General features: G+C 53.3%; 18 protein-coding genes. 10 read left to right on the top strand and 8 right to left on the bottom strand.

All coding sequences use genetic code 11. From position 1 onward, the window contains the following. Both VGK23_09130 and nth read left to right on the top strand, forming a co-directional pair. The coding region (locus VGK23_09130) for a folylpolyglutamate synthase/dihydrofolate synthase family protein (protein HEY3420701.1) at positions 1 to 1,254 on the top strand (1,254 nt) is incomplete at its 5' end. Next, a complete protein-coding gene (gene nth, locus VGK23_09125) occupies positions 1,241 to 1,915 on the top strand; it encodes an endonuclease III (GenBank protein HEY3420700.1) in 675 nt (224 codons plus the stop codon). The genes VGK23_09130 and nth, both read left to right, overlap by 14 nt. A 6-nt stretch (positions 1,916 to 1,921) precedes the next feature. Here the strand turns inward: nth and VGK23_09120 are convergent, their stop codons facing one another. After that, positions 1,922 to 2,209 (bottom strand): hypothetical protein, encoded by a 288-nt coding sequence (locus VGK23_09120; protein ID HEY3420699.1) that lies wholly within the window; start codon positions 2,207 to 2,209, stop codon positions 1,922 to 1,924. A 130-nt stretch (positions 2,210 to 2,339) separates the two neighbouring features. Next, complete coding sequence (locus VGK23_09115) at positions 2,340 to 2,597, bottom strand: hypothetical protein (GenBank protein ID HEY3420698.1); 258 nt, start codon at positions 2,595 to 2,597, stop codon at positions 2,340 to 2,342. A 227-nt stretch (positions 2,598 to 2,824) separates the two neighbouring features. Between VGK23_09115 and hypA the strand changes: the two genes are divergently transcribed. The 7 genes from hypA to VGK23_09080 all read left to right on the top strand — a co-directional run bounded on the left by hypA (position 2,825) and on the right by VGK23_09080 (position 9,811). Continuing rightward, positions 2,825 to 3,199: a hydrogenase maturation nickel metallochaperone HypA gene (gene hypA, locus VGK23_09110; protein ID HEY3420697.1), complete on the top strand. Its 375-nt coding sequence runs from the start codon at positions 2,825 to 2,827 to the stop codon at positions 3,197 to 3,199. Next, positions 3,199 to 4,269 (top strand): hydrogenase formation protein HypD, encoded by a 1,071-nt coding sequence (gene hypD / locus VGK23_09105; GenBank protein HEY3420696.1) that lies wholly within the window; start codon positions 3,199 to 3,201, stop codon positions 4,267 to 4,269. Before hypA ends, hypD begins: the two co-directional genes overlap by 1 nt. A 180-nt stretch (positions 4,270 to 4,449) precedes the next feature. Next, a complete protein-coding gene (locus tag VGK23_09100; GenBank protein HEY3420695.1) occupies positions 4,450 to 5,583 on the top strand; it encodes a CorA family divalent cation transporter in 1,134 nt (377 codons plus the stop codon). 21 nt (positions 5,584 to 5,604) lie between these two features. Then, entirely contained in the window at positions 5,605 to 6,726 is a 1,122-nt protein-coding gene (locus tag VGK23_09095) for a CorA family divalent cation transporter (GenBank protein HEY3420694.1), read from the top strand. A gap of 85 nt (positions 6,727 to 6,811) precedes the next feature. Next, positions 6,812 to 7,255, top strand: coding sequence for a ferritin-like domain-containing protein (locus tag VGK23_09090; GenBank protein HEY3420693.1), 444 nt, complete (start codon positions 6,812 to 6,814; stop codon positions 7,253 to 7,255). A 535-nt stretch (positions 7,256 to 7,790) separates the two neighbouring features. After that, entirely contained in the window at positions 7,791 to 8,507 is a 717-nt protein-coding gene (locus VGK23_09085; GenBank protein HEY3420692.1) for an ABC transporter ATP-binding protein, read from the top strand. After that, complete coding sequence (locus VGK23_09080; GenBank protein HEY3420691.1) at positions 8,504 to 9,811, top strand: ABC transporter permease; 1,308 nt, start codon at positions 8,504 to 8,506, stop codon at positions 9,809 to 9,811. Before VGK23_09085 ends, VGK23_09080 begins: the two co-directional genes overlap by 4 nt. Before the next feature lie 50 nt (positions 9,812 to 9,861). On the opposite strand, the gene VGK23_09075 is transcribed toward VGK23_09080, so the two are convergent. From VGK23_09075 to pap, 5 genes are all read right to left on the bottom strand, one after another. Then, positions 9,862 to 11,277: a DEAD/DEAH box helicase gene (locus tag VGK23_09075; GenBank protein HEY3420690.1), complete on the bottom strand. Its 1,416-nt coding sequence runs from the start codon at positions 11,275 to 11,277 to the stop codon at positions 9,862 to 9,864. A 278-nt stretch (positions 11,278 to 11,555) separates the two neighbouring features. Continuing rightward, on the bottom strand, positions 11,556 to 13,310 hold the full coding sequence (locus tag VGK23_09070) for a PocR ligand-binding domain-containing protein (GenBank protein ID HEY3420689.1): 1,755 nt from the start codon (positions 13,308 to 13,310) through the stop codon (positions 11,556 to 11,558). A gap of 203 nt (positions 13,311 to 13,513) precedes the next feature. Then, entirely contained in the window at positions 13,514 to 14,224 is a 711-nt protein-coding gene (locus VGK23_09065; GenBank protein ID HEY3420688.1) for a hypothetical protein, read from the bottom strand. A gap of 981 nt (positions 14,225 to 15,205) precedes the next feature. Then, a complete protein-coding gene (locus tag VGK23_09060; protein ID HEY3420687.1) occupies positions 15,206 to 16,456 on the bottom strand; it encodes an MFS transporter in 1,251 nt (416 codons plus the stop codon). A gap of 482 nt (positions 16,457 to 16,938) precedes the next feature. Then, positions 16,939 to 18,411 carry a polyphosphate:AMP phosphotransferase gene (pap, locus tag VGK23_09055; GenBank protein HEY3420686.1) on the bottom strand — a complete coding sequence of 491 codons (1,473 nt, stop codon included), beginning with the start codon at positions 18,409 to 18,411 and terminating at the stop codon, positions 16,939 to 16,941. Positions 18,412 to 18,580: 169 nt separating this feature from the next. Here pap and VGK23_09050 point away from each other — a divergent pair, with 169 nt between their 5' ends. Then, positions 18,581 to 19,543, top strand: a complete 963-nt coding sequence (locus VGK23_09050; GenBank protein ID HEY3420685.1) for an EF-Tu/IF-2/RF-3 family GTPase — start codon at positions 18,581 to 18,583, stop codon at positions 19,541 to 19,543. Here the strand turns inward: VGK23_09050 and VGK23_09045 are convergent. Beyond that, positions 19,540 to 22,551 (bottom strand): PAS domain S-box protein, encoded by a 3,012-nt coding sequence (locus VGK23_09045; protein ID HEY3420684.1) that lies wholly within the window; start codon positions 22,549 to 22,551, stop codon positions 19,540 to 19,542. The two genes, VGK23_09050 and VGK23_09045, sit on opposite strands and share 4 nt — an antisense overlap. Positions 22,552 to 22,690 lie beyond the last annotated feature (139 nt).

Raw genomic sequence — 22,690 nt, 5'->3', positions numbered from 1 at the left:
CTGGAGAACATGGGCATCAAGCTGGGACTGGGGAGGGTCAGGGAACTGTTGAACAACCTGGAGAACCCTCAGAACGCGTATCGTTCGGTCCATGTTGCCGGGACCAATGGGAAAGGTTCCGTCTGCGCCATGACCTCGTCCATCCTGCAAGCCTCCGGACTGCGCACTGGACTTTACACATCGCCGCACCTGGTGGACTTCAGGGAGCGCATCATGGTCGACGGGGAGATGATCTCCGAGGCCGAGGTCGTGGCCTTGGCCAAGGAGGTACGTGCGGCAGGTGATCGGTCGTCGGATGCCGAAAGCCGGCCTCTCACTTTCTTTGAGGTGACCACAGCCATTGCGTTCCTGCATTTTGCCCGTGAGGGGGTAGATGTTGCGGTCATCGAGGTCGGGATGGGGGGCCGCCTCGACGCCACCAACGTGATCGTCCCGGACGTGTGCGTCATCACGCGCATCAGCATGGAGCACGTGACCTATCTGGGCGATACGATGGCAAAGATCGCCTACGAAAAGGCTGGCATTATCAAGCCTTCCGCGATCGTGATCACCGCCGAGGAAGACCCGGTGGTGCTCAAGGTCCTGGATTCTATCGCTAGGGACAGGGGCACGTACCTGTCCCGGCTGGGCAAGGACTTCTACTTCAGACCGATGGGAAGCGACCGTTCCGGAGTCGGCTTACATCTATCATCGATCGGAAGGACGGCGCAGGTGCCTCTCCTGGGCGCCTATCAGGCATCCAACGCGGCAATGGCCTGCGAGGCTGCACTCGAATTGAGGAAGAGAGGGCTCAAAATTACCGAGGAGTCCATCGTCCTGGGATTGTCCAGGGTCGTCTGGCCCGGACGGTTGGAGGTGGTTCTGGAAAGCCCCTTGATCATCTTCGACGTCAGCCACACCCCTGAGGGTGCAAGGGTGGCGGTCGATGAGCTGCTGAAGATCCGGCAGGGTCATACCACCGTGATTCTGGGTGTGCTGAACGACAAGGATCTGGAAGGCATCGCTTCAGAGTTCGGGAAAGTAGCCGATTCGGTCATCGCCACCAGGCCGAAGACCCAGAGAGCATTCTCCCCTGAACAGGTAAGGGATGCGATGATGCTCTTCTGCAAGGACGTCTCAGTCTGCCAGGATGTGGGGGCATCAATTGGGGAAGCGTTGGCCAGATCAGGGCCGGAGGATACTGTCATAGTAGGGGGGTCGTTGTACACCATCGGCGAGGCCATGCGGTGGTGGGAAGATCATGAAACGCATTAGACCGCTATTGATGTCAATGAAGGGGCAGGTGATAGACGAGGCCTATCCTGGGGCGATGGAGCACATCGATGTGGTCTGGGCCCGGGATCCGTTCCACGTTTTGATCTCCACGGTCCTTTCCCAGCGTACCAGGGACCAGAACACCTTCAACGCCTCCAAAGCTCTCTTCTCCCGTTTCGACTCGCCTGGCGCCATCGCCTCGGCCGACCTGGAAGAGCTGATCGAACTTGTTCGCCCAGCTGGATTTCCCCAGGCCAAGGCCAAGGCGATCAAGGAGATATGCCGCCGCCTTCACCTAGAATTCGGCGACACGGTCCCCTCGGACATCGAGGTCCTGCTAACACTCCCGATGGTCGGGCGTAAGACCGCCAATTGTGTCCTCTCCTACGGTTTCCGGATACCAGCCATCTGCGTGGATACGCACGTGCACAGGATATCAAACCGGATCGGTCTGGTGAAGACGGTATCTCCGGATGAGACCGAGGTCGCACTCAAGGAGATCGCACCCAAGGAACTATGGTGCGAGATCAATGCGATCATGATCCGGTTCGGCCAAAGGATATGTCTTCCCCGGCGTCCTCGATGTGACAGATGCTCAGTAAAGGTCCACTGCGACTATTTTGCATCCTTGCCAGATGATGATGAGCGAAAAAGCGTCTAGGTCGATTCACAACCCGAGCGTCTCATCGATCTTCTTGGACATTTCCTTCTCTAGCTGCAGTTCCGCTTCCCATTGATCCATGGTTTCCATGGTCTCCTTGAGCTGGCGGAGGCAGTCGATGCAGAGCCATTTCTTTCCTATCAGCCTCATAGGCTGCTTCTTATAGCCTATCATGCCGCAGAATGTACAGACATGCATGTCCTTTGTACAGTGCTCGACGTAGGCCTCCATCTTCTTGCCCTCAATGATGGATTCGAGCATTATCTCGCCCCGCGTCCTCTCTTCTTCTGGCATTCCGTCATTCGTATTGGACTAGAGATATAAAAGCGTTGTTCAGGTTTCTTAGCCTCTAAATATCCAGATGAAAGGCGCACGCTTCGTCCCTGGCTCGATATGATGCTGGTAGGGGGCATCGTCATTCACTTTAGCGGCTCCGCCGCCCGATGCTCTCCTGGACCCTCCAGGCCTCTGTCTCCTCCTTCTGCATGTTGCCTACGTTCTTTGGTCCCATGACCACAATGTCCACCTCTTTGATCATCGAGTCCAACTGTTTTTGGCTCAGGTTCATATCTGGATGGCGGTCCGATTTGTGAGCCGTTACATGTTTCATCAATTCTTCCATACCGTTCGGCGTGATCAAGCTGAATCCGCAGGGGCAATTGAACTGAAGGGCCTTCACCATGGTAATCGAAATGAATTTGATAGCTCGGAATATTTAGCATTTGGTCGGTCTCTTGGCTGAGGTTCGGTGCTATCCCGCCGATTTGACGCCGTTGCTATGGAACCATTTACCATTGGCAATTGTTCCGGCGTCAATCGACATCGATAGATGTCCGCGTGGCTTTCCATCGTAATCCAATGCCCTTCGCCAGTAACTAAATAAATAGGACCTTCCCGTTTGCATTTTCAATGCACGAAGTATCGGTCATGTCCGGCATCCTAGACGCGGTGATGGCGGAACTGGCGAAGCATGACATCGAGAAGGTGGAAGAGGTCAACCTGGTGGTAGGGGAAATGACCTATCTGGGCAAGGACCAGCTCGCCTTCGCCTATGAGATCATGACCAGGGAGACGGTGCTGGAGGGATCGAGTTTGGTCTTCGAGGACGAAAAGGCCGAGGTCTCATGCCCCACCTGCGGTTTCCAGGGTCCGGCCGAATACTATGTAGACGAGTCTTTCCATAACAGCATCCCTAAGCTTTCCTGCCCCAAGTGCGGCGCCGGCGTCAAGGTGGTCAAGGGCAAGAGCTGCAGGATTTCATCGATCAAGGTGGTGGAGAAATAATGTTCCGATTCAGAGAGGAAGCCACAGCCAAGAAGATCATCGAGAATCTCGGCAAATACGATCTGGACCTCCAGTTCATGCACGTTTGCGGCACACATCAGGATACTCTGGTCAAGTTCGGCCTGGAGGAGATGCTGAAGGGGGTGGGCGTACGAATCCGACAAGGGCCAGGATGTCCGGTCTGTGTCACCACCACCAAGGAAGTGGTCGAAGCCATTACACTGGCGAAGAACGGCGTGACCATCGCCGTCTTCGGCGACATGCTCACCGTACCGACGCCGATCGGATCGCTGGCGGATGCCAAGGCCGAGGGTGCTGATGTGCGGGTGGTATATTCTGTGGAGGATGCCCTGCGCATCGCCCCGGAGGTCAAGGACGCCGTCTTCATGGCCATAGGGTTCGAGACCACCAGCCCGACGACCGCCTCGGTGGTTCTGAGTGGGGTACCTAAGAATCTTACCTTCTTGAGCTGTCACCGGATCCTCCCGCCTGCCCTGGACGCATTGTTCAGGATGGGCGAGGTGCGGATTGATGGCCTGATCCAGCCTGGACATGTGGCTGCCATCATTGGGACCCAGCCTTTCGAGAGGTTCGCCCGGGATATGCATGTTCCGCAAGTTGTCGCCGGGTTCGAGCCCTTGGACATCCTGGTCACAGTCTATATGATGGTGACCCAGATCCGCGAAGGCAGGGCCGAGGTGGAGAACGAGTACTCCCGCGTGGTCAGACCTGAGGGAAACCCGATCGCGATCAAGATGCTCGACGATGTGTTCGAGACGGTAGATAAGAACTGGCGCGGTTTCCCGATGTTACCCAAGAGCGCCCTAGAGCTTCGTCCCGAGTTCGACGGACAGAACGCTCGCATCGTTCACGAGAAAATCCTCGCCACCGCACCAGAGGTCAAGGAGGACATGGGCAACTGTCGCTGCGCCGAAATGTTGCGTGGACTGATAGAGTCAAAGGAATGTCCGGCGTTCGGCAGGGCATGCAATCCTAAGCACCCGATGGGGCCGTGCATGGTCTCGAGAGAAGGCGGCTGCAACATCTCTTACCGATACCGAGAGGATTGAGATAGCCGAGGGGATCCACAATGCGATCCCGTTCCTCCACCTAGATCGGAGCTATTGCACTGATGTTTTCCAGAAGTTTCTGGACATTCTAGAATTTAAATAGAGAAATCTCTCCAAAAAAGGTATATCACCCTTGCCGGATACCAGGTCGCCTTTATATTTAAACGCGGAGGGACGTCAATGGAGAACGGATCGAAACCTGGCGAGGCCGCATCGGCAAGACCGATGAACGGGGCACCCGAGGCGGAGCTGAACGGTAAGGGGAAAGCGAAGGTCATCTGCGTTTCAATTCCCCAGGGGAGCAATCGGCCGGTGAAATCGTCCAGCCAGATCCCCGGAGATTTCATTCCTACGGTATATTCCTCAACCCTTTCATGGCTCAATTGCGGAGTGGACGATCTGGAAAAGGATGGAACGGCCGTCGCCACCATGTACGGGTTCGGTGAGTCCCTGGTCCCGACCCTGCTGAAAGGATATTATGCGGCCTACGAGGACCGTGAGACGGAATTGGGGATAATGGTGCCGGCCGTGCGGGTCAGGGGCCTCGAGCTGACAGTGTTCCCTCTTCTGATCCTGGTCAAGAAGAACCTCATCCTGACCATCCATGACAGCGATGTGCAGAGGCTGGTCCAATTCTCCCGTTACGCGGACATTTACCTGAAGAAGCTCCCGGAGGTCATGCCGGCCGAGGACAAGCTCACCATGACCCTCTTCCGCATATTGGACGAGAACAACACCAGGAACTTCGAACAGCTTCGGGAGATCGAGGAACAGGCAGATGAGATGAGCCAGGTCCTGGTGGATCCGAGCTCGCCCCGGACCCAGGTGGGGAAACAGATCTATGGTATGAAACACTCGCTTATCACTTACCTGAACACCCTCTGGCGCACCCTCGACGTGGTCAACTCCCTTCGCTACGGCGATGCTGATACGATCACCGACAACCAGAAGGTCCTGAACAAGATCGGTCTATTGGCGGATGACCTGAACAGGCAGATATCTCTGTCAGAGCACATGTCCGAGGTGTTGGCATCCGGTCTGGAGGTCTTGCAGTCGTTGTACAACAACCAATTGCAGATCCTCAACAACCGGATGTCGCTGACCATGACCTGGCTTACGATCCTGGGCACGGCCGTCCTGGTTCCAAACACCTTGGCCACAATTTTCGGTTTTGCCCTGAATGTGGACCTTCGGACCCTGGTGTGGACACTGGGGGTGATCACCATCGCCACGGTGAACTCCACCCTCCTGGCCTATTGGTGGGTGAAGAAGCGGGTCAACCTTCCGAAAAAGGCGGACGAGTTCACCAATTGACATGATCATGGAGCGGATCGGATGGACGTGAATGAGGTTCGGGAATCGATCCCGGTCGGGGATCTATGTCGCGTCAACGGGACCCGCTCGACTCCAGGTGTTTCCACCACCATATTGGTGAGCGTCCAGCCCTCCGGGGGCATCACAAAGCAATACGATCTGGTCATGTCGAAGGCCATCGAAATGGTGGCGCTGGGAACGTTCACATGGGTGGACCACACGGCGTCGGACATCGAGGACGCCGATGAAGTGGCTCTGGGCTTCGGTTTCTCCAAGGTGATGCTGGATTCTCTCCGGTCCGACAAGCTCTCAGAATACGTAGACCTGGAGACAGAGCTCGGCATGCGGATACCTTCAGTGAGAGTGGAAAGGCCCGACCCGGAGATCGAGCCGTCATACTTCCTGGTCAAGGACAATCTGATACTCACCATACATGGGGTGGCGGCATCCCATCTTGTGCAATTCTCACGCTATGCCGACACCTATCTGAAGAAAATGGGCCCCGCTCTGACCCTGTCGGAGAAAAGGACCCTCTTCCTGATACGGCTGTTGGACGAGAACTGCAATGACCATTTCGACCAGCTTCGGTTCATAGAGGATCATGCAGACTCGGTCGGTGGTGAACTGTCGGAGATGAGCATCCACGTGAAGGACGTGGGGAAGCGGATCTTCCAGGTCAAGCATACCACCATAGTCTACCTCAGCACCCTGTGGCATCTGTTGGACGTGATCAATTCGCTGCGTTTTGGCGATGCAGAACTGATCGACGATAACCAAAAGATCCTGGGGCGGCTGAACCTCATGAGCGAGGACGTAGCACGTCAGGTGGAGCTGTCCGAGAACATGTCAGAGGTACTGGTCTCCGGAATGGACGTGCTGCAAGCCCTTTACAACAATCAGTTGTTGGTCATCAACAATAGGATGGTCCTCGCCCTGACATGGATGACCGTCCTCGGGACGGCCCTCCTGGTGCCCAACACCCTGGCGACCATATTCTCATATGTGATCGGTCTCGATCCTCCGATCATGATATGGTCGGTGTCGGTGATCCTGATGGCCACCGCACTCATGTCCACTCTGGCATATTGGTGGACCAAGAGCTGGACGGTCGTCCCCCGCTCTCCCGATGAGTATCTGGCATAACATTTCACAGAACCAAAATCTATATTAACCGTAGGTTAGAATGTTATATTCCGATTGGTCAGAAAGACCATTGGAGATATCATACATGGCATCACAAAAGCTCAAGGATCTCATGAATAAGGGATTGGCCGCGGAGATCCAGGCAACAATCCAGTATATGTGGCAGCACGTTCAGTGGATCGGGGTAGAGCACTATGCGGTCTCTGAGCAGTTCAAGGAGATAGCCATACAAGAGATGAAGCACGCAGAGAAGATCGCCGAACGTCTCTGGTATCTGGAAGGAGTGCCCACCACCAAGCCCGCCCCTATCCAGGTCGGTGGCGAGATGTGGGAGATGGTCGACAATGATATTGCTGCAGAGGAGTTCGCGATAAACCTATACAAGGAGATAATGGAGGTAGCGGAGAAGGAAGGGGACAAGACGACCCGTTTCATCTTCGAGCAGATCCTTGAACAGGAGGAGGAGCACCACGACTTCTTCACCTCCCTGAAACAAGGACAGCCAAAGAAGACCTCCAGGGCGAAGTAAGAGAAATGACCAAAGGGCGCTGGCAAGATGCCACTGCCCCGAAATCACTTATTCTTTTTTTTTCGATAGCATATCCCAAGTCCTTCATCAACGTTCTGACAGCATTGTGCGAAATGGCGTAGGACTGAAGATAAGAAATTGTGAGCGACATGCTGAAGATGTAATTGTCCGATGCCAGTGAATGACCCATTTGAACATTGCCCGGTTCGATTTTCGGGAAGGCACCTGGAGGTGATAGCCGAATTATATGAGACCAAGGTGCCGATGCCGGTCACGTACACCTCGATCCCGATTCGTTCCACGATGTCGAGATGATCGCCCATGCTTCCTGGAAAAGCTGAATTAGTTCATGAAAATGCTGACCAAGCCGATCTCATATGAGGGACACCATTCTTCCGCTATGTCCCTCCAATCGTGGAAAGGTCCAGAGGATGAGATAGTTCGATTCCAGTTTCTGCAATGCAATGCCAGGGAAAGGTTAATGTTCTCAGGTCTGATTCCAATTCGACCGGGGGACGGTCGATGGGGATGAAGAATGTACGCGATTGAGGTAAAGGACCTCGTCAAGAGCTATGGCGGAATCAACGCTGTCAAGGGAATTTCGTTCAACGTCAACGAAGGGGAGATCTTCGGACTGATCGGCCCGAACGGGGCCGGGAAGACCACCACTCTAAGGATCCTCGCCACCATTCTGGAGATCACATCAGGTTCGATCAACGTTTACGGGTACGATCTTGCCACAAAGGCGGATGAGGTTAGGAAGATCATCAGCTACCTTCCAGAGGATGCGGGAGCATACAAGAACCTGACCGGAAGACAATATCTGGATTTCATAGCCGCCTTTTTTGGGGAGAGCGCCTCGCAGAAGCACATGGTCGAGCGTGGTCTGCAGATCGCCCGATTGGGCGAGAGGATCGATGATAAGGTCGATACCTACAGCAAAGGCATGGCCCGGAGGCTATTGGTGGCCCGGGCGCTCATGATCAGGCCAAAGCTAGCCATACTCGACGAGCTAACATCCGGCCTGGACGTCCTGAACGCCCAGGAGGTCAGGCGCACGGTGAGGGAGACAGTAAAGGAAGGAACGACGATCCTGCTGTCATCCCACAACATGCTGGAGGTGGAGCTCATGTGCGACCGGATCGCGCTCATCAACGATGGCCACATCGTCGAGATGGGAACACCGGCGGAGCTCAAGAAGAAATATGATGCGGCAAACATCGAGGAAGTGTTCGTGAGGTTGGTAAAATGAGCAGTATTGGTAATATTATCAAGAAGGAGGTCAAGGAGCTGCTGACGCCGGCCACCTTGATCCCCATCATCATCATGGCGGTGGTGTTCGCCTCTCTTGGAGGTGTCATAGGCGGAACCCAGAAGAGCCTGCAGGAAAAACCCGCCATAGGGGTCATCGACCAGAGCCAGTCAGAGCTGTCAGGGATAGCTTTCTACGCCCTGAACAGTACATCGAAGATCATCTACTCATACAACGGAACGGACGTTTCGAAGGTCCAGGAAGGACTCAGCAAGATCGATACCGGGAACGGAGCAGCACTGATAGTCATTCCATCCAATTTCAGCCAACTTATCTCAGCCAACCATTCAGCGGCCATCCAGATATATTGGATGATGAAAGGTGCAGGCGCGCTTGAAGGAGTACAATCCTCCATCGTGAGCCTGTCATTGGCCCAGATGAACCACAATGTGTCCACCTATCTTATCGATCAGAAGGTCCCGGTGAGCTCCGCGGTCATCCTGAACCCGACGTATCTGTCCGAGACGACCGTGTTCAAAGGCCGTGAGATGAGCGGCATATCGCCATCCGCGATATCAGCGGTCATGGCCTCGCAAGGCATTATCGTCCCGCTCATCATAGTCATGGTGGTCATCATGGCCGGAAGCATGGTCATCACCTCCATGGGGACAGAGAAGGAGAACAAGACCCTTGAGACGTTACTGACCTTGCCGCTACGAAGGTCTTCGATAGTCGCCGGTAAGTTGGCGGGTGCGGCCATTGTCGGACTTGTCATGGCGATAATCTACATGATCGGCATGGGCTATTACATGAACTCGCTGAACGCCTCGTCCGCGGTCGACCTCAGCAAGTACGGCATCAGCCTGGGCTTGTTCGATTACATATTGGTCGGCATATCGCTGTTCCTGGCGCTCATCTCGGCGCTGGCATTGTGCATGCTGCTGGGAATATTCACCAAGAACTACAAGGCAGCCCAGTCAATGACCATGCCGATCACGTTCCTGGCGCTGATCCCGATGTTCGTGCTGATATTCGCTGATTTCGACACGCTGCCTTTGGTGGGGCAGATTCTGGTATTCGTGATACCGTTCTCGCACCCCATGATAGCCATGCGGTCGCTGATGTTCGATAACACCGGCATCGTGATCGCCGGGATTGCATACGAGGCGATATTCGCATTCGTGACCATGTTCATCGCGGTAAGTTTGTTCAAGAAGGACATCGTCCTGACCGGTATGGCGAAGAAGCCAGGCAAGAAGACCGGCTGGTCGAAATACGTGAACATACCCGGTCGGAAGAAGTGAGAGAAAACACTTACGGGGCTTGACGCCCCGGAATCATTTTTTAATGGATTTTAGAAATTCTTGACCGGGACCAGGTCAACGTGTAGCTTCTTCCCGTCGATTTCCATAGCGCGCAGTCCGGCCAAGGCCTTGGATGCTCCATCCTTGTGCACCTCGACCTCGGTGTAATCATCATGGATCTCTATGTTGCCGATGGACATCTCGTTCACCCTGAGCCTTCTGGACAGGATATCGACGATGTCAATGGAACGGATATGATCCTTCTCTCCCAGCGAGATACGGAACTTCACCATTCCAAAGATGTCCGAGTATGCCTCGAAATCGACCACTCTTCTGACCACGTCCTTTTGTCCGGATTCAGGCACTGGTTCCTCTTTCATCTCCACGACGCCGAACTCCTTGATCTTCTTCAGGAGGTACATCTCGCGGGCGGTGATGAACGTGATGGCCACACCCTCCTTTCCTGCCCGGCCGGTCCTACCGATGCGGTGGACATACACCTCTGGGTCCTCAGGTATGTCGAAGTTGATGACATGGGTGACGTCCTCGATGTCCAGACCACGGGCTGCAACATCGGTAGCGATAAGGATCATGATCTTGCCGGAACGGAAGTCGGTCAGCACCTTCTCACGTCTCGATTGGGTCAGATCGCCATGGAGCGATGCGACCGGATAACCATAGGATTTCAGAACGCGCTCGATCGTATTGACCATCATCTTCGTCTGGGCGAACACCATTGCCTTCGGCTGATATTTGTCCAGCACACGGCAGAGCGCCCAGATCTTGTTCTTCCTCTCGATGTTGAAATAGATCTGTCTGGTCGACGGAAGGACCAGCTTGTCCTCGCTGATGATGACACGTATGGGATCGTGCATATGCTCGGCCGCGATCTTGCGTACCTGTTCCGGGATAGTGGCAGAGAAGAGCATGGACTGGCGCTCTTTCGGCAACTTGGAAAGGATGTAGTCGATATCCTCTATGAAACCCATGTCCAGCATGCGGTCCGCTTCGTCCAGAACGAGGAATTGCACTTCGCTCAGGTCGATGGTCCTTCTCTGCATGTGGTCCATCAGACGGCCTGGGGTGGCGACGACGATGTCGACCCCTCGTTCCAATGCACGGAATTGCTCGTCAAGGGAGCGACCGCCATAGACGGGGAGGACACTGACCCCCTTCATGAACTCTGCCAGGCGGCTGATCTCCGCCGCAACCTGTACGCCCAGTTCTCTTGTCGGGACTAGGATCAGCGCCGATGGCTTCCTGCTGCAGGTCAATTTCTGAAGGATAGGTATACCGAAAGCTGCTGTTTTGCCAGTGCCTGTCTGGGCCTGGGCCATGACATCCTTTCCCTCCATGATGAGGGGGATGGTCTCTACCTGTACAGGTGTCGGTTCTTCAAAGCCCATCTTTTCGATGGCCTTCATGATGAACGGTTCAAGGTTTAGTGATTCGAAAGTCGCTGTCATTAAATTCACGTTTTCTCTTTTTCTGTTGTCCGATATTGACACTTACTTATATGGTTATGCTTGTCTCTTTTGACTGGCTTCGCGTGCCGGGATTTCATGTATCTAATCGTCCCGTGCTTCGGTCGCCAGATCCCAGATGTGGATGTATTGTCCTGCTCGCGGTTACAACCCATGGGATATGGTATGGTTAGTTTATGTCGCATTAAAAATGTTAACAGTTATTGTTATCTGTTCCCAGACATGGTCGTATCATCGGTAGATGGTGAAAAATGTGCCCCCTAGTTGCTGCACCACGAACCAGATGGCACAGATATCTCGAACCTTGCTCCCTTACCTGGTTCGCTGTTCTCAACGATCTGGATATTGGAGATGTTCAGGATCTCCCTGATAAGGAACAGCCCCAGCCCGGTGTGCTTGCCGAATCCCCGCTCGAAAAGGTGGACCTTGTCCTCTGGCGTTATTCCGGATCCATTGTCCTCGAAAACGATCTTGAGCACGTTCCCTGCTTCTTCAGCGGAAACGGTCATCAGCTTGGCTCCTCCTGAATGCCTGACGGCATTCTCGAGCAGGTTGAAGATCACCTTGGGCAGCATCGGGTCCGCCAGTATCCAAATGTCCAGGTTCTTCTCCCGCAATTCCATGTCCTTCAATGTCAGCGTTCTTTTTGCATTTTGGACGCAATCGTTCAGATTCTGCCATGTCGGAGCCTTGACGCCGATGTCCTGGTAGATCTTGACGAACTCCAGCTGCTCCTGGATGGCCTGGACTGATCTGGTCATCTTTTTCACGTAGTCAGCATACTTAGGGGGGAGGTCACCCCCTTCCAAGAGGGTCGCGAATCCTTGGATGACCATGAGTTGGTTCATGGCGTCATGACGGGTGATCGTGTTCATTATGTTCAGCTGGTCGTTGGCCTTCCTTAGCGCGTTCTCGCTCTTGCTCAACTCCCTGGTGGTCTCGGTCAGTAGCTCGTTGGTCCTGAATATCTCTTCAAGCTGAAGGGACATCTCTTTTTCCGCCATGATACGCTCGGTCACTTCCTGCATGACCAATAGTATCTGGGTCAACCCACCGTTCTCATTCCTCGTGAAGGGGACAAGATACAGATGCGCCCATATCCATTGGTCCATATGGTTGAGGAGTCTGATCTCGGTCTCGTTGGTCTCGTAATCCTTGAGATCTCTCATCTCCGAGATCGCTTTATCGATCTTCCATGTGTCTTCGGAATAGACCCTCGCCTTGATCACATCGGAGATCGATCTCATATCTTCCGGGAGATGGCCCAGCAGTTCGATGCTCCTTGGATTACGATATACAATTTGGTCATTGTCGATATCACAGATCAGTATGCCATTTGGATCGGCGGACAGTATGCGGTCAATGACGTTCTCCTTCTCCCGGAAGGCCTTCTCGATTACCTTTCGCTCATTATTATCATTGATCAGTCTTAGGTTGCAGTAACCTAGGAGAGAAATAAGCGAAGTTAGTTTGACATTGAAGTTCATCAGGTCATTGACCCTCTCCCTGCTGATCCGTGGCACCTGACTCAAGGCGGTTAGATAGGCTCCTTTTTCAAAGCCATATCTCTCCGCGTTTCCATTGAACAGATCGATATCGATGGGCTCGTCGTCGAAAAAGAATTGTCCGATGAACAGGTTTCCCATGTGCTTCCCCCCGACATAGATCGGGGTGACGACCTCCCACATGTTGTTCTTGCATCTGTAGGCTAGGAATTTTCCGTCCTTCACGTTCTGGGTCAGATAACGATCGCTCTCCATGCAGTTGGCTTTCGTTATTTCATGGACCCGATGGAACTTAGAGCATATTTCCTGCCAACCGACGCTGACGAGTATGTTATCCTCCAGGTCTACAATGGCCAATCCGATATTGGTCAGCTTGTAGAAATCGTCAATAAGTGATTGGATCTTTGGGACCTCGATGATGTCCTGCAGATTTACCCGTATATGTGGAAGGTCCATGATGCATGCCGATACATCGCCGATCAATGGATCGGCCCCTTCACCTGCTGGCATATCATCCGTTTCCACACTAGTTAAAGCCATTAAATTGTTATTTAAGGGCTATTTCCTGAATCCGAGGATGGATAATGTTCGGCATGTGGAGACCGAATCAACGAAAGCTTGATTTTGATGTGATCAGGCCAAAGGGGGAGGTCTCGGAAGTGCCATTTCTACGACCTTCATTAGAGAACCCTTACTTTGCCTAACAGTTCGTGTCATTTCTTGGATACTGAATCACCTTCAATGAAACGGATCACTTCTTTCTTTCCTTTGTTCTCTATTCCCACATATGGTATGGGTCTGATTTCAGCCAATTTTTTCCTTTTGTTGACTACCCAGACGCCTATTTTCTTGTGCTCATCCATCTGGCTTCTAACAAGCTCATATTGTTTGACATAGACGATGGGAGATATGGCTACACAGGCTTCATCGCAGAACTCCAGATATGCTTGGGCTTGAGAGAATGCTTTCAAGATCTCCCCTCGTTGTGAGCTGAGCTTGAGCTCGAACGCCGTAAGGTTGCTCCCAAGTAACCCCTTTCTTAATATCGCCACATCAATCCTTGCGGATTTGCTTTTCTTTTCTGCCGGTAATTGCACTTCTGTTGCGCTCTTGAACTTATCTCCAGGGTACTCGGAAATGACTGGCTTTTTCATTTCCTCCTCAGATGAAGGCTCTTCCAAAAGTGAGCTTAGTGAGATCTCGGTTCCAGGAAATTCCAATGCTTCCACAATGTCCTCGATCGAGAAGTTTTCGGGTTTCAACAACATACCGACCAAGAACCCTTTGATCTCCCTTTGGTTCATTCTAGCAACCTTTGCTTCGATCGCGTTATCCAGTAATTTTTCCAGATGTTCTTTCTTGACATCGAGTAGAAGGCTCTTTAGATCTAGCTTTAATTCACTAAATACTTTGGTGGAATCCAACTTCGTCCGCCCCCCGGAATCCATTAGTCTCGGACAATAAAATAGTTGGCCCAAAACGAGCAATGAGTTAACATTGCCAATGATATTCAGCCCGGAAGGTCATTTCCCAGATTCTTGTGATGGTTGACTTATGCTTTTCATATATCTAACCACTGACTCGTGTAAATGTGCGGCGCCCGCTATTGAGGCGACGATTAACCAGTGACCGTGCTAATGCGCCGCGGGCTAAATATTGGGCATGATCTAACCAGGTGTCTCGACCTTCGCATGATCACAAATTCCCCGCCAGTGTGGTGATATTGATTATCAGAAATTCGAACCCGTCAAACAGGTATATCAAACCAGGGAGATATCCTGTCCACAGGCAAGGCCGGATTACAGAAATTTTGCCATCTATGTTCCCCGGCCTGCCTACCCTGATATATGGAGCGCAAGTCTCCAGCCATTGATCTCCACGTGCAACGCCCAATCTATTGGACCGTTACATTCGTTAGGAATGGAAAATATCTTATCGGACGGTGTGCTAGAATATATCGCGCCGTCGTTGCTCGACCTACCCCTCCTCCCAGGGGGCGACGGCGTCCTCTTTGCCAAAACCTGGCCACCAAGAGTGATTTTCCTTTCGTTGATAACTGTCTCGAAAGCCGTTTAACCGTAATCGGTCGATGGCATAAGGCGCGGCCGGCTAGCGAGATGATCCTCGAAATATGGACCACCACGTGACTTACTGCAACCGCCGGCCGTGCCAAAACGTTTCAAAATACTCTTGGGAAAGGTCGCTCATGGCGAGAACCGTTCAAGACATCATTCACAATGGATTTCCCCAGCGGCAGAAAAAGTCTCACCGATTTCCTATCTGGAATTCCCGGGTCTAGGCCATCTGTGACTCCCAGAGACCCTTAAATTGTTAGGTCAGATGTATGATCCCCCATCTTCAATGGTATGAATGAGAATTCTGGCTCTCCACCAGCACCGATGGCATTAGGCAATGCACTTGAGATCAGGATGTTTCCGCAGCTCCCTCTGGATATAGATGAAGATGAAAACGGCCACGAACTGTACCATCACAGAGGTCGCGATCATGAGCGGAACGCTGATCACATATAGGATGCCGGTCGCGGCGCTGCCCAGGAACCACAACACTCCGAAGATGGTGGCATATATGCCGTAGCCCAATCCCCTTCTGTTCTGGGGAACGAGTTCAGAGACCCCCGCTCTCAGGATCGACCCGATCGCACCCTGTCCAACTCCCCAAAGGGCGATCCCGATCACCATGAACATCGGATCCGTGCCAAAGACGAGCGGGACAAAGAATGCTGCGATCGCAAAAACGACCGCGATCGCGGTCATTCCGATGCGGTCGAAGAAATGGCCAAAGACGAGCGCACTTATGGCGTCCAATCCCATCGCGACGGCGAAAAGCACCGGGATCCAGAACATCTGCAGGTGGTCCTCGTTGCTCATATGGAAGGATATCAAAGGGAAATCGATGAAAGCGGCGGCCACCAACCCTACCGCCAACATGTAGATCCAGAACAGGGCCGGAAGCTTTGCTTTCACCTGCCTATCCTGGTTCGCGACCGGACAGGGGGTTTCCAGCTCGATGGGGTGCGGATACCATCGCATGGTCAGGAAAACGATTATCACGGCCAACAGGGCGGGTACCGTCAGGACACCGATGGCTGCTGAGTAGCCATAGTTGGCCTGGAGCATGACCGCAACGATTATCGGACCGACCATGGAACCGATGTCGCTCATCGCCTCGTGAAGTCCGAAAGCCCGTCCCGCACCTCCCATCCCTTTTGCCGCATGGGATATGATGGCATCCCTCGCCGGGGACCTGAGGGCCTTTCCCATCCGGTCGAAGATGATGACCCCGAACGCCAGTTCCCAGTGCCCTGCCAACGCCAGCACCGGTACGGCAAGGAAGTTGATGATCAGGCCCACGATCATTATGTTCCAATAGTGGCCAGTGTGGTCGCAGTACCAACCGGAGGCCAGTCGCGGGGTATATGCCACCAATCCGGCGATCCCCACGATGACCGCGATGATCGCGGCGCTGGCGCCCAACGTTCCAAGATATGGGCCTACCACACTATAGTACCCATCCCCGGTCATGTCTATGAAGAGCGAGATGAGGCCCAACAACACGACCAGCTTGAAGGCTTTCATGTCATGAACGGCCTGGTTCCTTTTGTCCTCCCCACGGTGGAACCCAACTATTGTACCCATCCCCTAGTGGAGGCCGTATTCTGGACGGTTATAGAGATTTTTGTCCGTTACAACAATTCCTTCCGAGGAGCTAGCCTTTTAAAACGGATTGATGATGACCAGAGGAATCTCTTATCGCCGCTCGTAAAAGTGATCCAGAAAAGCCCAAACGGCATAATGGCCGTTCAGTTAAGTTCGATATTGAGGAGTAGACACTTCTGCTTGTGCGCATCGTATGATTGGCACTTCTTTGTCCGGCAGATATCTCGTTTTTCCTGGCAATATACTGGCCTGAATCGTCCTTTCACCTGACTGTCTAACATAATGCCGGGGCTGTGCGCCATGTCCCACCAACACGCCCTCCTATGATATACTTGCGGTCCTTAGCGGATCATTAGTCGCGGCATTCGACCCGCATATGATCGGAATCGTCCTATCATTATCGTTTGTCACGATGTAGATCTAGCTACCATTTACAGAACGAGAGATATGCTTGCCCCGGTTTAGTCCAGTCTCTTCTCGACCGCCTCGATGACCGTCCGGAGGACTTTGATCCTTGAATAATATTTGTCGTTCGATTCTACGACCGTCCACGGGGCTTTCCTGGTCGAGGTCCTCATCAGCATCTCTTCCACCGCGAGCTCGTATTGGTCCCACTTCTCCCTGTTCCTCCAATCGTCCGGGGTGATCTTCCATTTCTTCATCTCATCGGACTCGCGCTCCTGGAAGCGCTTAAGTTGAGTTACCTTGTCAATCTGCAGCCACATCTTCACCAGCACGGAACCGCCATCGGCCAACATCTCCTCGGTTTCGTTTATCTCCGTATAGGCCCGCCTCCAGTCCGAAGGCTGAGTGATGTTCTCCACCCTTTCCACGAGCACCCGTCCATACCAGGTCCGGTCAAATATGGCCACATGCCCGGCCTCGGGAAATTTGGAATAGAAGCGCCACAGGTAATGATGGCTGAGCTCGAGGTCGTTCGGGGCGGAGATGGGCACCACTCGGTATCCTCTCGGATCAAGGTTGTCCGTGAGTCTCAGGATGTCGCCCCCCTTTCCGGCCGCATCCCATCCTTCCAGCGCAATGATCAAAGGTATCTTCTGCTTGAAGATCCGGCATTGGAGATCTCCCAGCTTTTGCTGCATCTTGTTCAGCTGTTCCTTGTACTCGGTAGGATCGATCGAGACGGAAAGGTCAAGGTTCTTCAGAGTGGTCGTTCCAAATGGATATCTGGTCTCATCCGGCATAGGCGCCCAACCGTTTCCATTCTTCTTTTCGAGGGTGGCCTTGATCGTGGCTATACTCGCCTCGATGACCCTCACCAGGGCATAGTTGTCATCCTCTGCCTCAATTATCGTCCAAGATGCGTTCGGCCTGTCCGTCCTTTCCAGGACATCCTCTACCATAGGTAGATACTTCTCATATTCCTTGTGATGGACCAATCCATCCTGGACCAACAGGCAGCGCCTGCCGTTCCCTTTCTCTGCCTTTTCTAGACGTTTATGGTGTTCCTTCTTGCTCATCTGAAGGAAGAACTTGATCATGGTGCAGTGATCGGCCGCAAGCTGGCGCTCGAAATCATTGATCTCCTCCAGCGCCCTGGGGGGGACCTTATCTTCCTTCTTTTCTGGAACCCTCTCCTCGAGCGTCCTCGAATACCATGACCGGTCGAAGATGGCAATCCTGCCCTTCTCTGGGGTCTTGATAAAAAAACGCCACATGAAAGGCCTTGCCGACTCTTCCTCAGTGGGGTTACCGATCGGATACAGGTCAAAACCGCGAGGGTCCAGACATCTGATATAATCGTTGATGACCTTGCTCATGCAATTCGTATCCCAACCCTCGAAGACCACCACGATCGGTTTCTTGGCATACCGGGCCAAGCGTTGCATCTCGCCGATCTCTGGAGTAAGCCTTTCCATCTGCTTGGAGAACTCCTTGTCATCCAGCTTCTTGCCCAGATCGACCTCTTCCAACAGGATAAAGCACCGCCAATGGGAACAATGGTCATTACCGGTCATAAAATCGACTGTCCCGATGCCATATAGCGAGATTCGCTAGGGCCTCGGTTCAACCATCTACTTCGTCCTAGCCAACATCGATAATGGGCAAAAACCATTAAACTCATCTTCCATATTCGCCGGCATGGGAAATCTCAATGTCGCTATGATCGGGCCGATAGATTACGCCAAGGACCTGGCCAAGAAGGGGACTTCCACCGATATCACTCTTTATGACATAAAGAAGGACCAGGACACGGTCACTCTGATCGAACCGACGAAATATCCGGAGAGGATCAACTCCCTTTTCTATTCCGTTTCGATGGCCAACCTGGCGCTGGTCGTGGTAGACGAGATAAACGCTCAACTGGGTGAATGCATCCTCATGCTTGATTGTGCCGGGATCGAACAAGGTTTCTTCATTCTGCGTAACTACCTTACCGCCGACAAGATCGCGCCTTTCATCAAGGGGACCAGGCTGGAGAAGTACCGGTACATCGAGAACAACCCGGTGGAGATCAGGGAGATGCTGCTCGACATGGCGGCCAAGATGCAGCCTGATGCTGCTCCTAGCAAGGTCGGGGTCATCCCGATCGATCACCACTTCAATGTCAAAGGGGTCGGAACGGTCATCCTCGGTTACGTCGCCAGCGGCGGGATCAAGAAGCATGAGACGCTCAAGGTCCTCCCGACTGCCAAGTCGGCACTGGTGCGATCGATCCAGAAGCATGACGACGATTTTGATGTGGCCTACCGGGGCGATCGGGTGGGCCTTGCCCTGAAAGGGGTCGAGGCAGATGAGCTGGACAGGGGCTACGTCCTTACCAATGATGAGGCCATCAAGGTTGAGACAACGTTGAAGGTGAAGGCTGACCTGGTCAAGTACTGGCCATCGTCCATCAAGGAAGGCACGGTCCTCCATGTTTGCCATTGGATGCAGTTCCTGCCGGCCCGGGTGGTAGGTGTGGACAATGGGAATGATTGGAAGAAACCGGTGTTGACGCTTTCATTGGAAAAGGGCCTGATCCATCCGCCTGGTGCCAGGGTGGTGCTAACCCAGCTTGAGGGCGGGAAATTGCGGATCGCCGGGACGGCCGCGTTGCCTTAGGCGTTATGTTCGGAGCCGGACACCCCACTGGACCTTTCCATAAGCTCGGTGGACGCCTCGGCCATTTCGGACACCCGGAAGCGGAACTTGCCATTCGGGACGCTGATCTCAAAGCAAGCCCCTTCTCCCGGCCTTCCGGTTTCCCGGATGGTCATACCGGTTATTCCCAGGATCTCTCGGGTCAGGTTCAGGCCGAGACCGATATGCTTCCCATAACCGCGCCGGAATATCATCTCCTTCTCTTCTTCAGCGATGCCTACCCCGTCATCCTCGACGTAGAGTTTCAGGTCGCAGCCGTCCTCCTGGTATCGGATGGTGATGTTCTTGACCTTCAACCCATGCCTCACCGAATTTTCCATGAGGTTGCTCAGCGCCTTGTCGAGCATGTTATCCGCGTAGAGTTCCAGGCCTCCGGTTTCTATCTTCACCCTCGTACCGTTCAGGTTCAGGTGGGGCATGTTGAACCTCAGGACCTTGCTGACGTTGATCCAATCGGACCCTTTCGAACCTAGTTTTTCGTATGAACGGGTGTATTCCATCTGTTTCTGTATCACCAAGGCCGCATCCTTCGAGCGATTGAGGTACTTCTTGGTCTTCTCGTCCGTAACTATGGTGGATGCCAGTTCGATGTTGCCCATGAGCACTGTAAGCATGTTCAGGACGTCATGACGGGTGACCGCTCCCAGAAGGTTAAGCTTCCGGTTCGACAGCTGGATATTAGATTCGATGCGCTTGCGCTCGGTGATATCGGCCAGAGTCCCGATGAGCATCTTGGGCTTCCCATAGGAGCCCAGGACCGGCTTCGACCGGTCATATAACCATATCTCAGTGCCATCCGCCTTCAACGCGCGGAACTCGGATTCGACATCGCTGATCGCCCTGGCCGATTCCTCGAAGACATTCTTCACCAACTCCCTTTCCTCAGGATGGACATGTTGGATGAACTTGGAGAGTGTGGCCTCAAAGCATTGAGGTTGATATCCGAGGATCTCGTAGACCTCGTCGGACAGGTACAGCTTATTGGTTTCCATGTCATATTCCCAATATCCAAAGTGGGCGATGCGTTGGGCAGCAAGAAGCCTATCTTGGCTCTTCTTCAGTTCTTCCTCCGCCATCTTCCGGTCGGTTATGTCCTTGGTCATCGAGACCAGAAGAGCAGGGTCTCCCATCTTGTCCTTGACCGCCCACGAGGTTACTTCAGCGAAATAGGGCTCTCCGTTGGATTTCACCAAGGTATACTCTAGACGATTTGTGTTGCCCGCGGCTATGAGCTCCTTGATGTTCTCCATCATGCATTCCCGTTCGTCCGGCGAGATGGCCTCGAGGATGTTATGGCCGATGATCTCGTCCTTGCGGGTCAGGCCGGTCAGCTCGATCGCCTTCGGGTTGCATTCGACTATCGTCCCATCCATATCGATGAGGTTGATGGCATCCGGTGAGTAGTTCAAAATCGAACGGAGCATCTCTTCTGAATCCCTCAGTCTCTCCTCTGCCCGTCTTCTCTTGGTGACGTCACGAAAGCTCCAGACCCTTCCGACAACATTTTCGCCCAATTTCTGCGGTCTGGAATATCGTTCAAAGATGCGACCATCGAGCAATTCGACGTCGTCATGGCTGATATGATTGTTCTGTTGCTTCAGATGATCGATCACCGAGGTGAAGCCTATCGGGTCCCGCACCTGTCTCACCAGAATGCCAAGCATATCCCTTTCCTTGGCCTCAGCCAACCCCTCGGATTGGATGCCCCACATCTCCAGGTACTTGTCGTTGTGGGCGGTCATCCTTCCTTCATTGTCGATCACCAGGATCCCATCGGCGGTCGATTCCAATGTGGCCTTGAGCAATGAGAACGACCGCTCCCGGTCATTGCGTGATTTGATCCTCTCGGCGATGTCCCTGAACACTCCGACATAACCGGTAACTCGGTCATTTCGGTTCTTGAGGGCGATCGCCGTCATTTCCATATCGATCTCCACGCCATCCTTGCGTATCTGTCTCACTTCACCGACCATGCTGCTGTTGGACTCCAGCCTTCTGAACGTTTCCTCAGAAGATTCAGCAGCGCTATGGGTGCGCAGGATATCCTTTGCGCTCTTGCCCAGAACTTCATCGGATTTCCATCCATACAGGCGCTCTGCCGCCGCGTTCCATGAGTTAATGACGTGGTCGCTGTCGGTGGCGATGATGGCATCCCGCACGCTCTGCATGAGGTAGGCCTGATACCGCAATTGGGCCTCCTCGTGCATCTTCTCGGTGATCTCCCGGATCTGCATGAAGAACCCGTCGTTCGAGGCCCCAACACCTGCCAATGGCGTTATCATGCGTTCCACGTACACCATTCCAGAACGGTCAGATTGTACCCCATGGGCCCTCTTCAATAGGTCCAGATCGATGGTCGAGGTGTGAATGACCGACTCTCCACGTCTGATCCGGCGTTTCGCCTCATCAGAGAGCTCCAGGTCCCGGAATATGTTCAGTCCCTTCATTTGGTTCGGGTCCGATACGCCTAAGATCACCAGCGCAGCATCGTTCAGGTCCGAAAGCACTCCATCCTTATCGAAGATCTCGATGCCCACTGGCAGTTCGCCGTAGATGCGCTTGAAGCGCTCCAGGCTGCGCTTGAGGGCGATCTCTTCCATGCGACGTTCTGTCATCGCTTTGACTGCCATGACCAGCTCGGCCAAGCTGGTCTCGTCCTCCTCCCCGCCCTTGATCACGAGGAAGTTGGCCCCGCAGTTGAGCGCTTCGAACGCGACCTCCCTATGGCTATGCCCGGTGAACAATATGAATGGCACCCGGTCCCCCGCCTTCCTCAGGACCTTGAGGAACTCTATGCCGTTCATTTCATCCATCTGATAATCGGAGACAATGACGTCATATTGTTTCTTGGCGATGAGCTTCAGCCCCTCTTTGGCCGAAGTCGCTGTGTCGATCCTGAAAGTGCCATTCAGGTCAAGGTAATCTTTGGTCGCCTCGAGAATGCCCTCTTCATCATCTACGACCAGCACATCGAACAATATTATTCCTGACCTGAAGGTGACTCGGTCCTTCGGTTAAATTAATTAATTCAAGATATTTTAAGCGTATAGTCTTAATTTCCGAGTTCTGAGATTCATGAATGGGTCTGCGATTTTCGGCCTTCAATAT

The organism is Methanomassiliicoccales archaeon (assembly GCA_036504055.1).
GTDB lineage: Archaea > Thermoplasmatota > Thermoplasmata > Methanomassiliicoccales > UBA472 > DASXVU01.
Note: the sequence above shows the minus strand (reverse complement) of the source record. Positions and strands in the feature narration are given on the sequence as shown.

Bases quoted from the DNA above. Each gene is read 5' to 3' on its own strand.
- VGK23_09100 (HEY3420695.1), top strand. From the start codon at position 4,450: ATGGAGAACGGATCGAAACCTGGCGAGGCCGCATCGGCAAGACCGATG.
- VGK23_09085 (HEY3420692.1), top strand. From the start codon at position 7,791: ATGTACGCGATTGAGGTAAAGGACCTCGTCAAGAGCTATGGCGGAATC.
- VGK23_09090 (HEY3420693.1), top strand. From the start codon at position 6,812: ATGGCATCACAAAAGCTCAAGGATCTCATGAATAAGGGATTGGCCGCG.
- nth (HEY3420700.1), top strand. From the start codon at position 1,241: ATGAAACGCATTAGACCGCTATTGATGTCAATGAAGGGGCAGGTGATA.
- VGK23_09050 (HEY3420685.1), top strand. From the start codon at position 18,581: ATGGGAAATCTCAATGTCGCTATGATCGGGCCGATAGATTACGCCAAG.
- VGK23_09080 (HEY3420691.1), top strand. From the start codon at position 8,504: ATGAGCAGTATTGGTAATATTATCAAGAAGGAGGTCAAGGAGCTGCTG.
- VGK23_09120 (HEY3420699.1), bottom strand. From the start codon at position 2,209: ATGCCAGAAGAAGAGAGGACGCGGGGCGAGATAATGCTCGAATCCATC.
- hypD (HEY3420696.1), top strand. From the start codon at position 3,199: ATGTTCCGATTCAGAGAGGAAGCCACAGCCAAGAAGATCATCGAGAAT.
- VGK23_09060 (HEY3420687.1), bottom strand. From the start codon at position 16,456: ATGGGTACAATAGTTGGGTTCCACCGTGGGGAGGACAAAAGGAACCAG.
- VGK23_09095 (HEY3420694.1), top strand. From the start codon at position 5,605: ATGGACGTGAATGAGGTTCGGGAATCGATCCCGGTCGGGGATCTATGT.
- VGK23_09075 (HEY3420690.1), bottom strand. From the start codon at position 11,277: ATGACAGCGACTTTCGAATCACTAAACCTTGAACCGTTCATCATGAAG.
- VGK23_09070 (HEY3420689.1), bottom strand. From the start codon at position 13,310: ATGCCAGCAGGTGAAGGGGCCGATCCATTGATCGGCGATGTATCGGCA.
- VGK23_09115 (HEY3420698.1), bottom strand. From the start codon at position 2,597: ATGGTGAAGGCCCTTCAGTTCAATTGCCCCTGCGGATTCAGCTTGATC.
- hypA (HEY3420697.1), top strand. From the start codon at position 2,825: ATGCACGAAGTATCGGTCATGTCCGGCATCCTAGACGCGGTGATGGCG.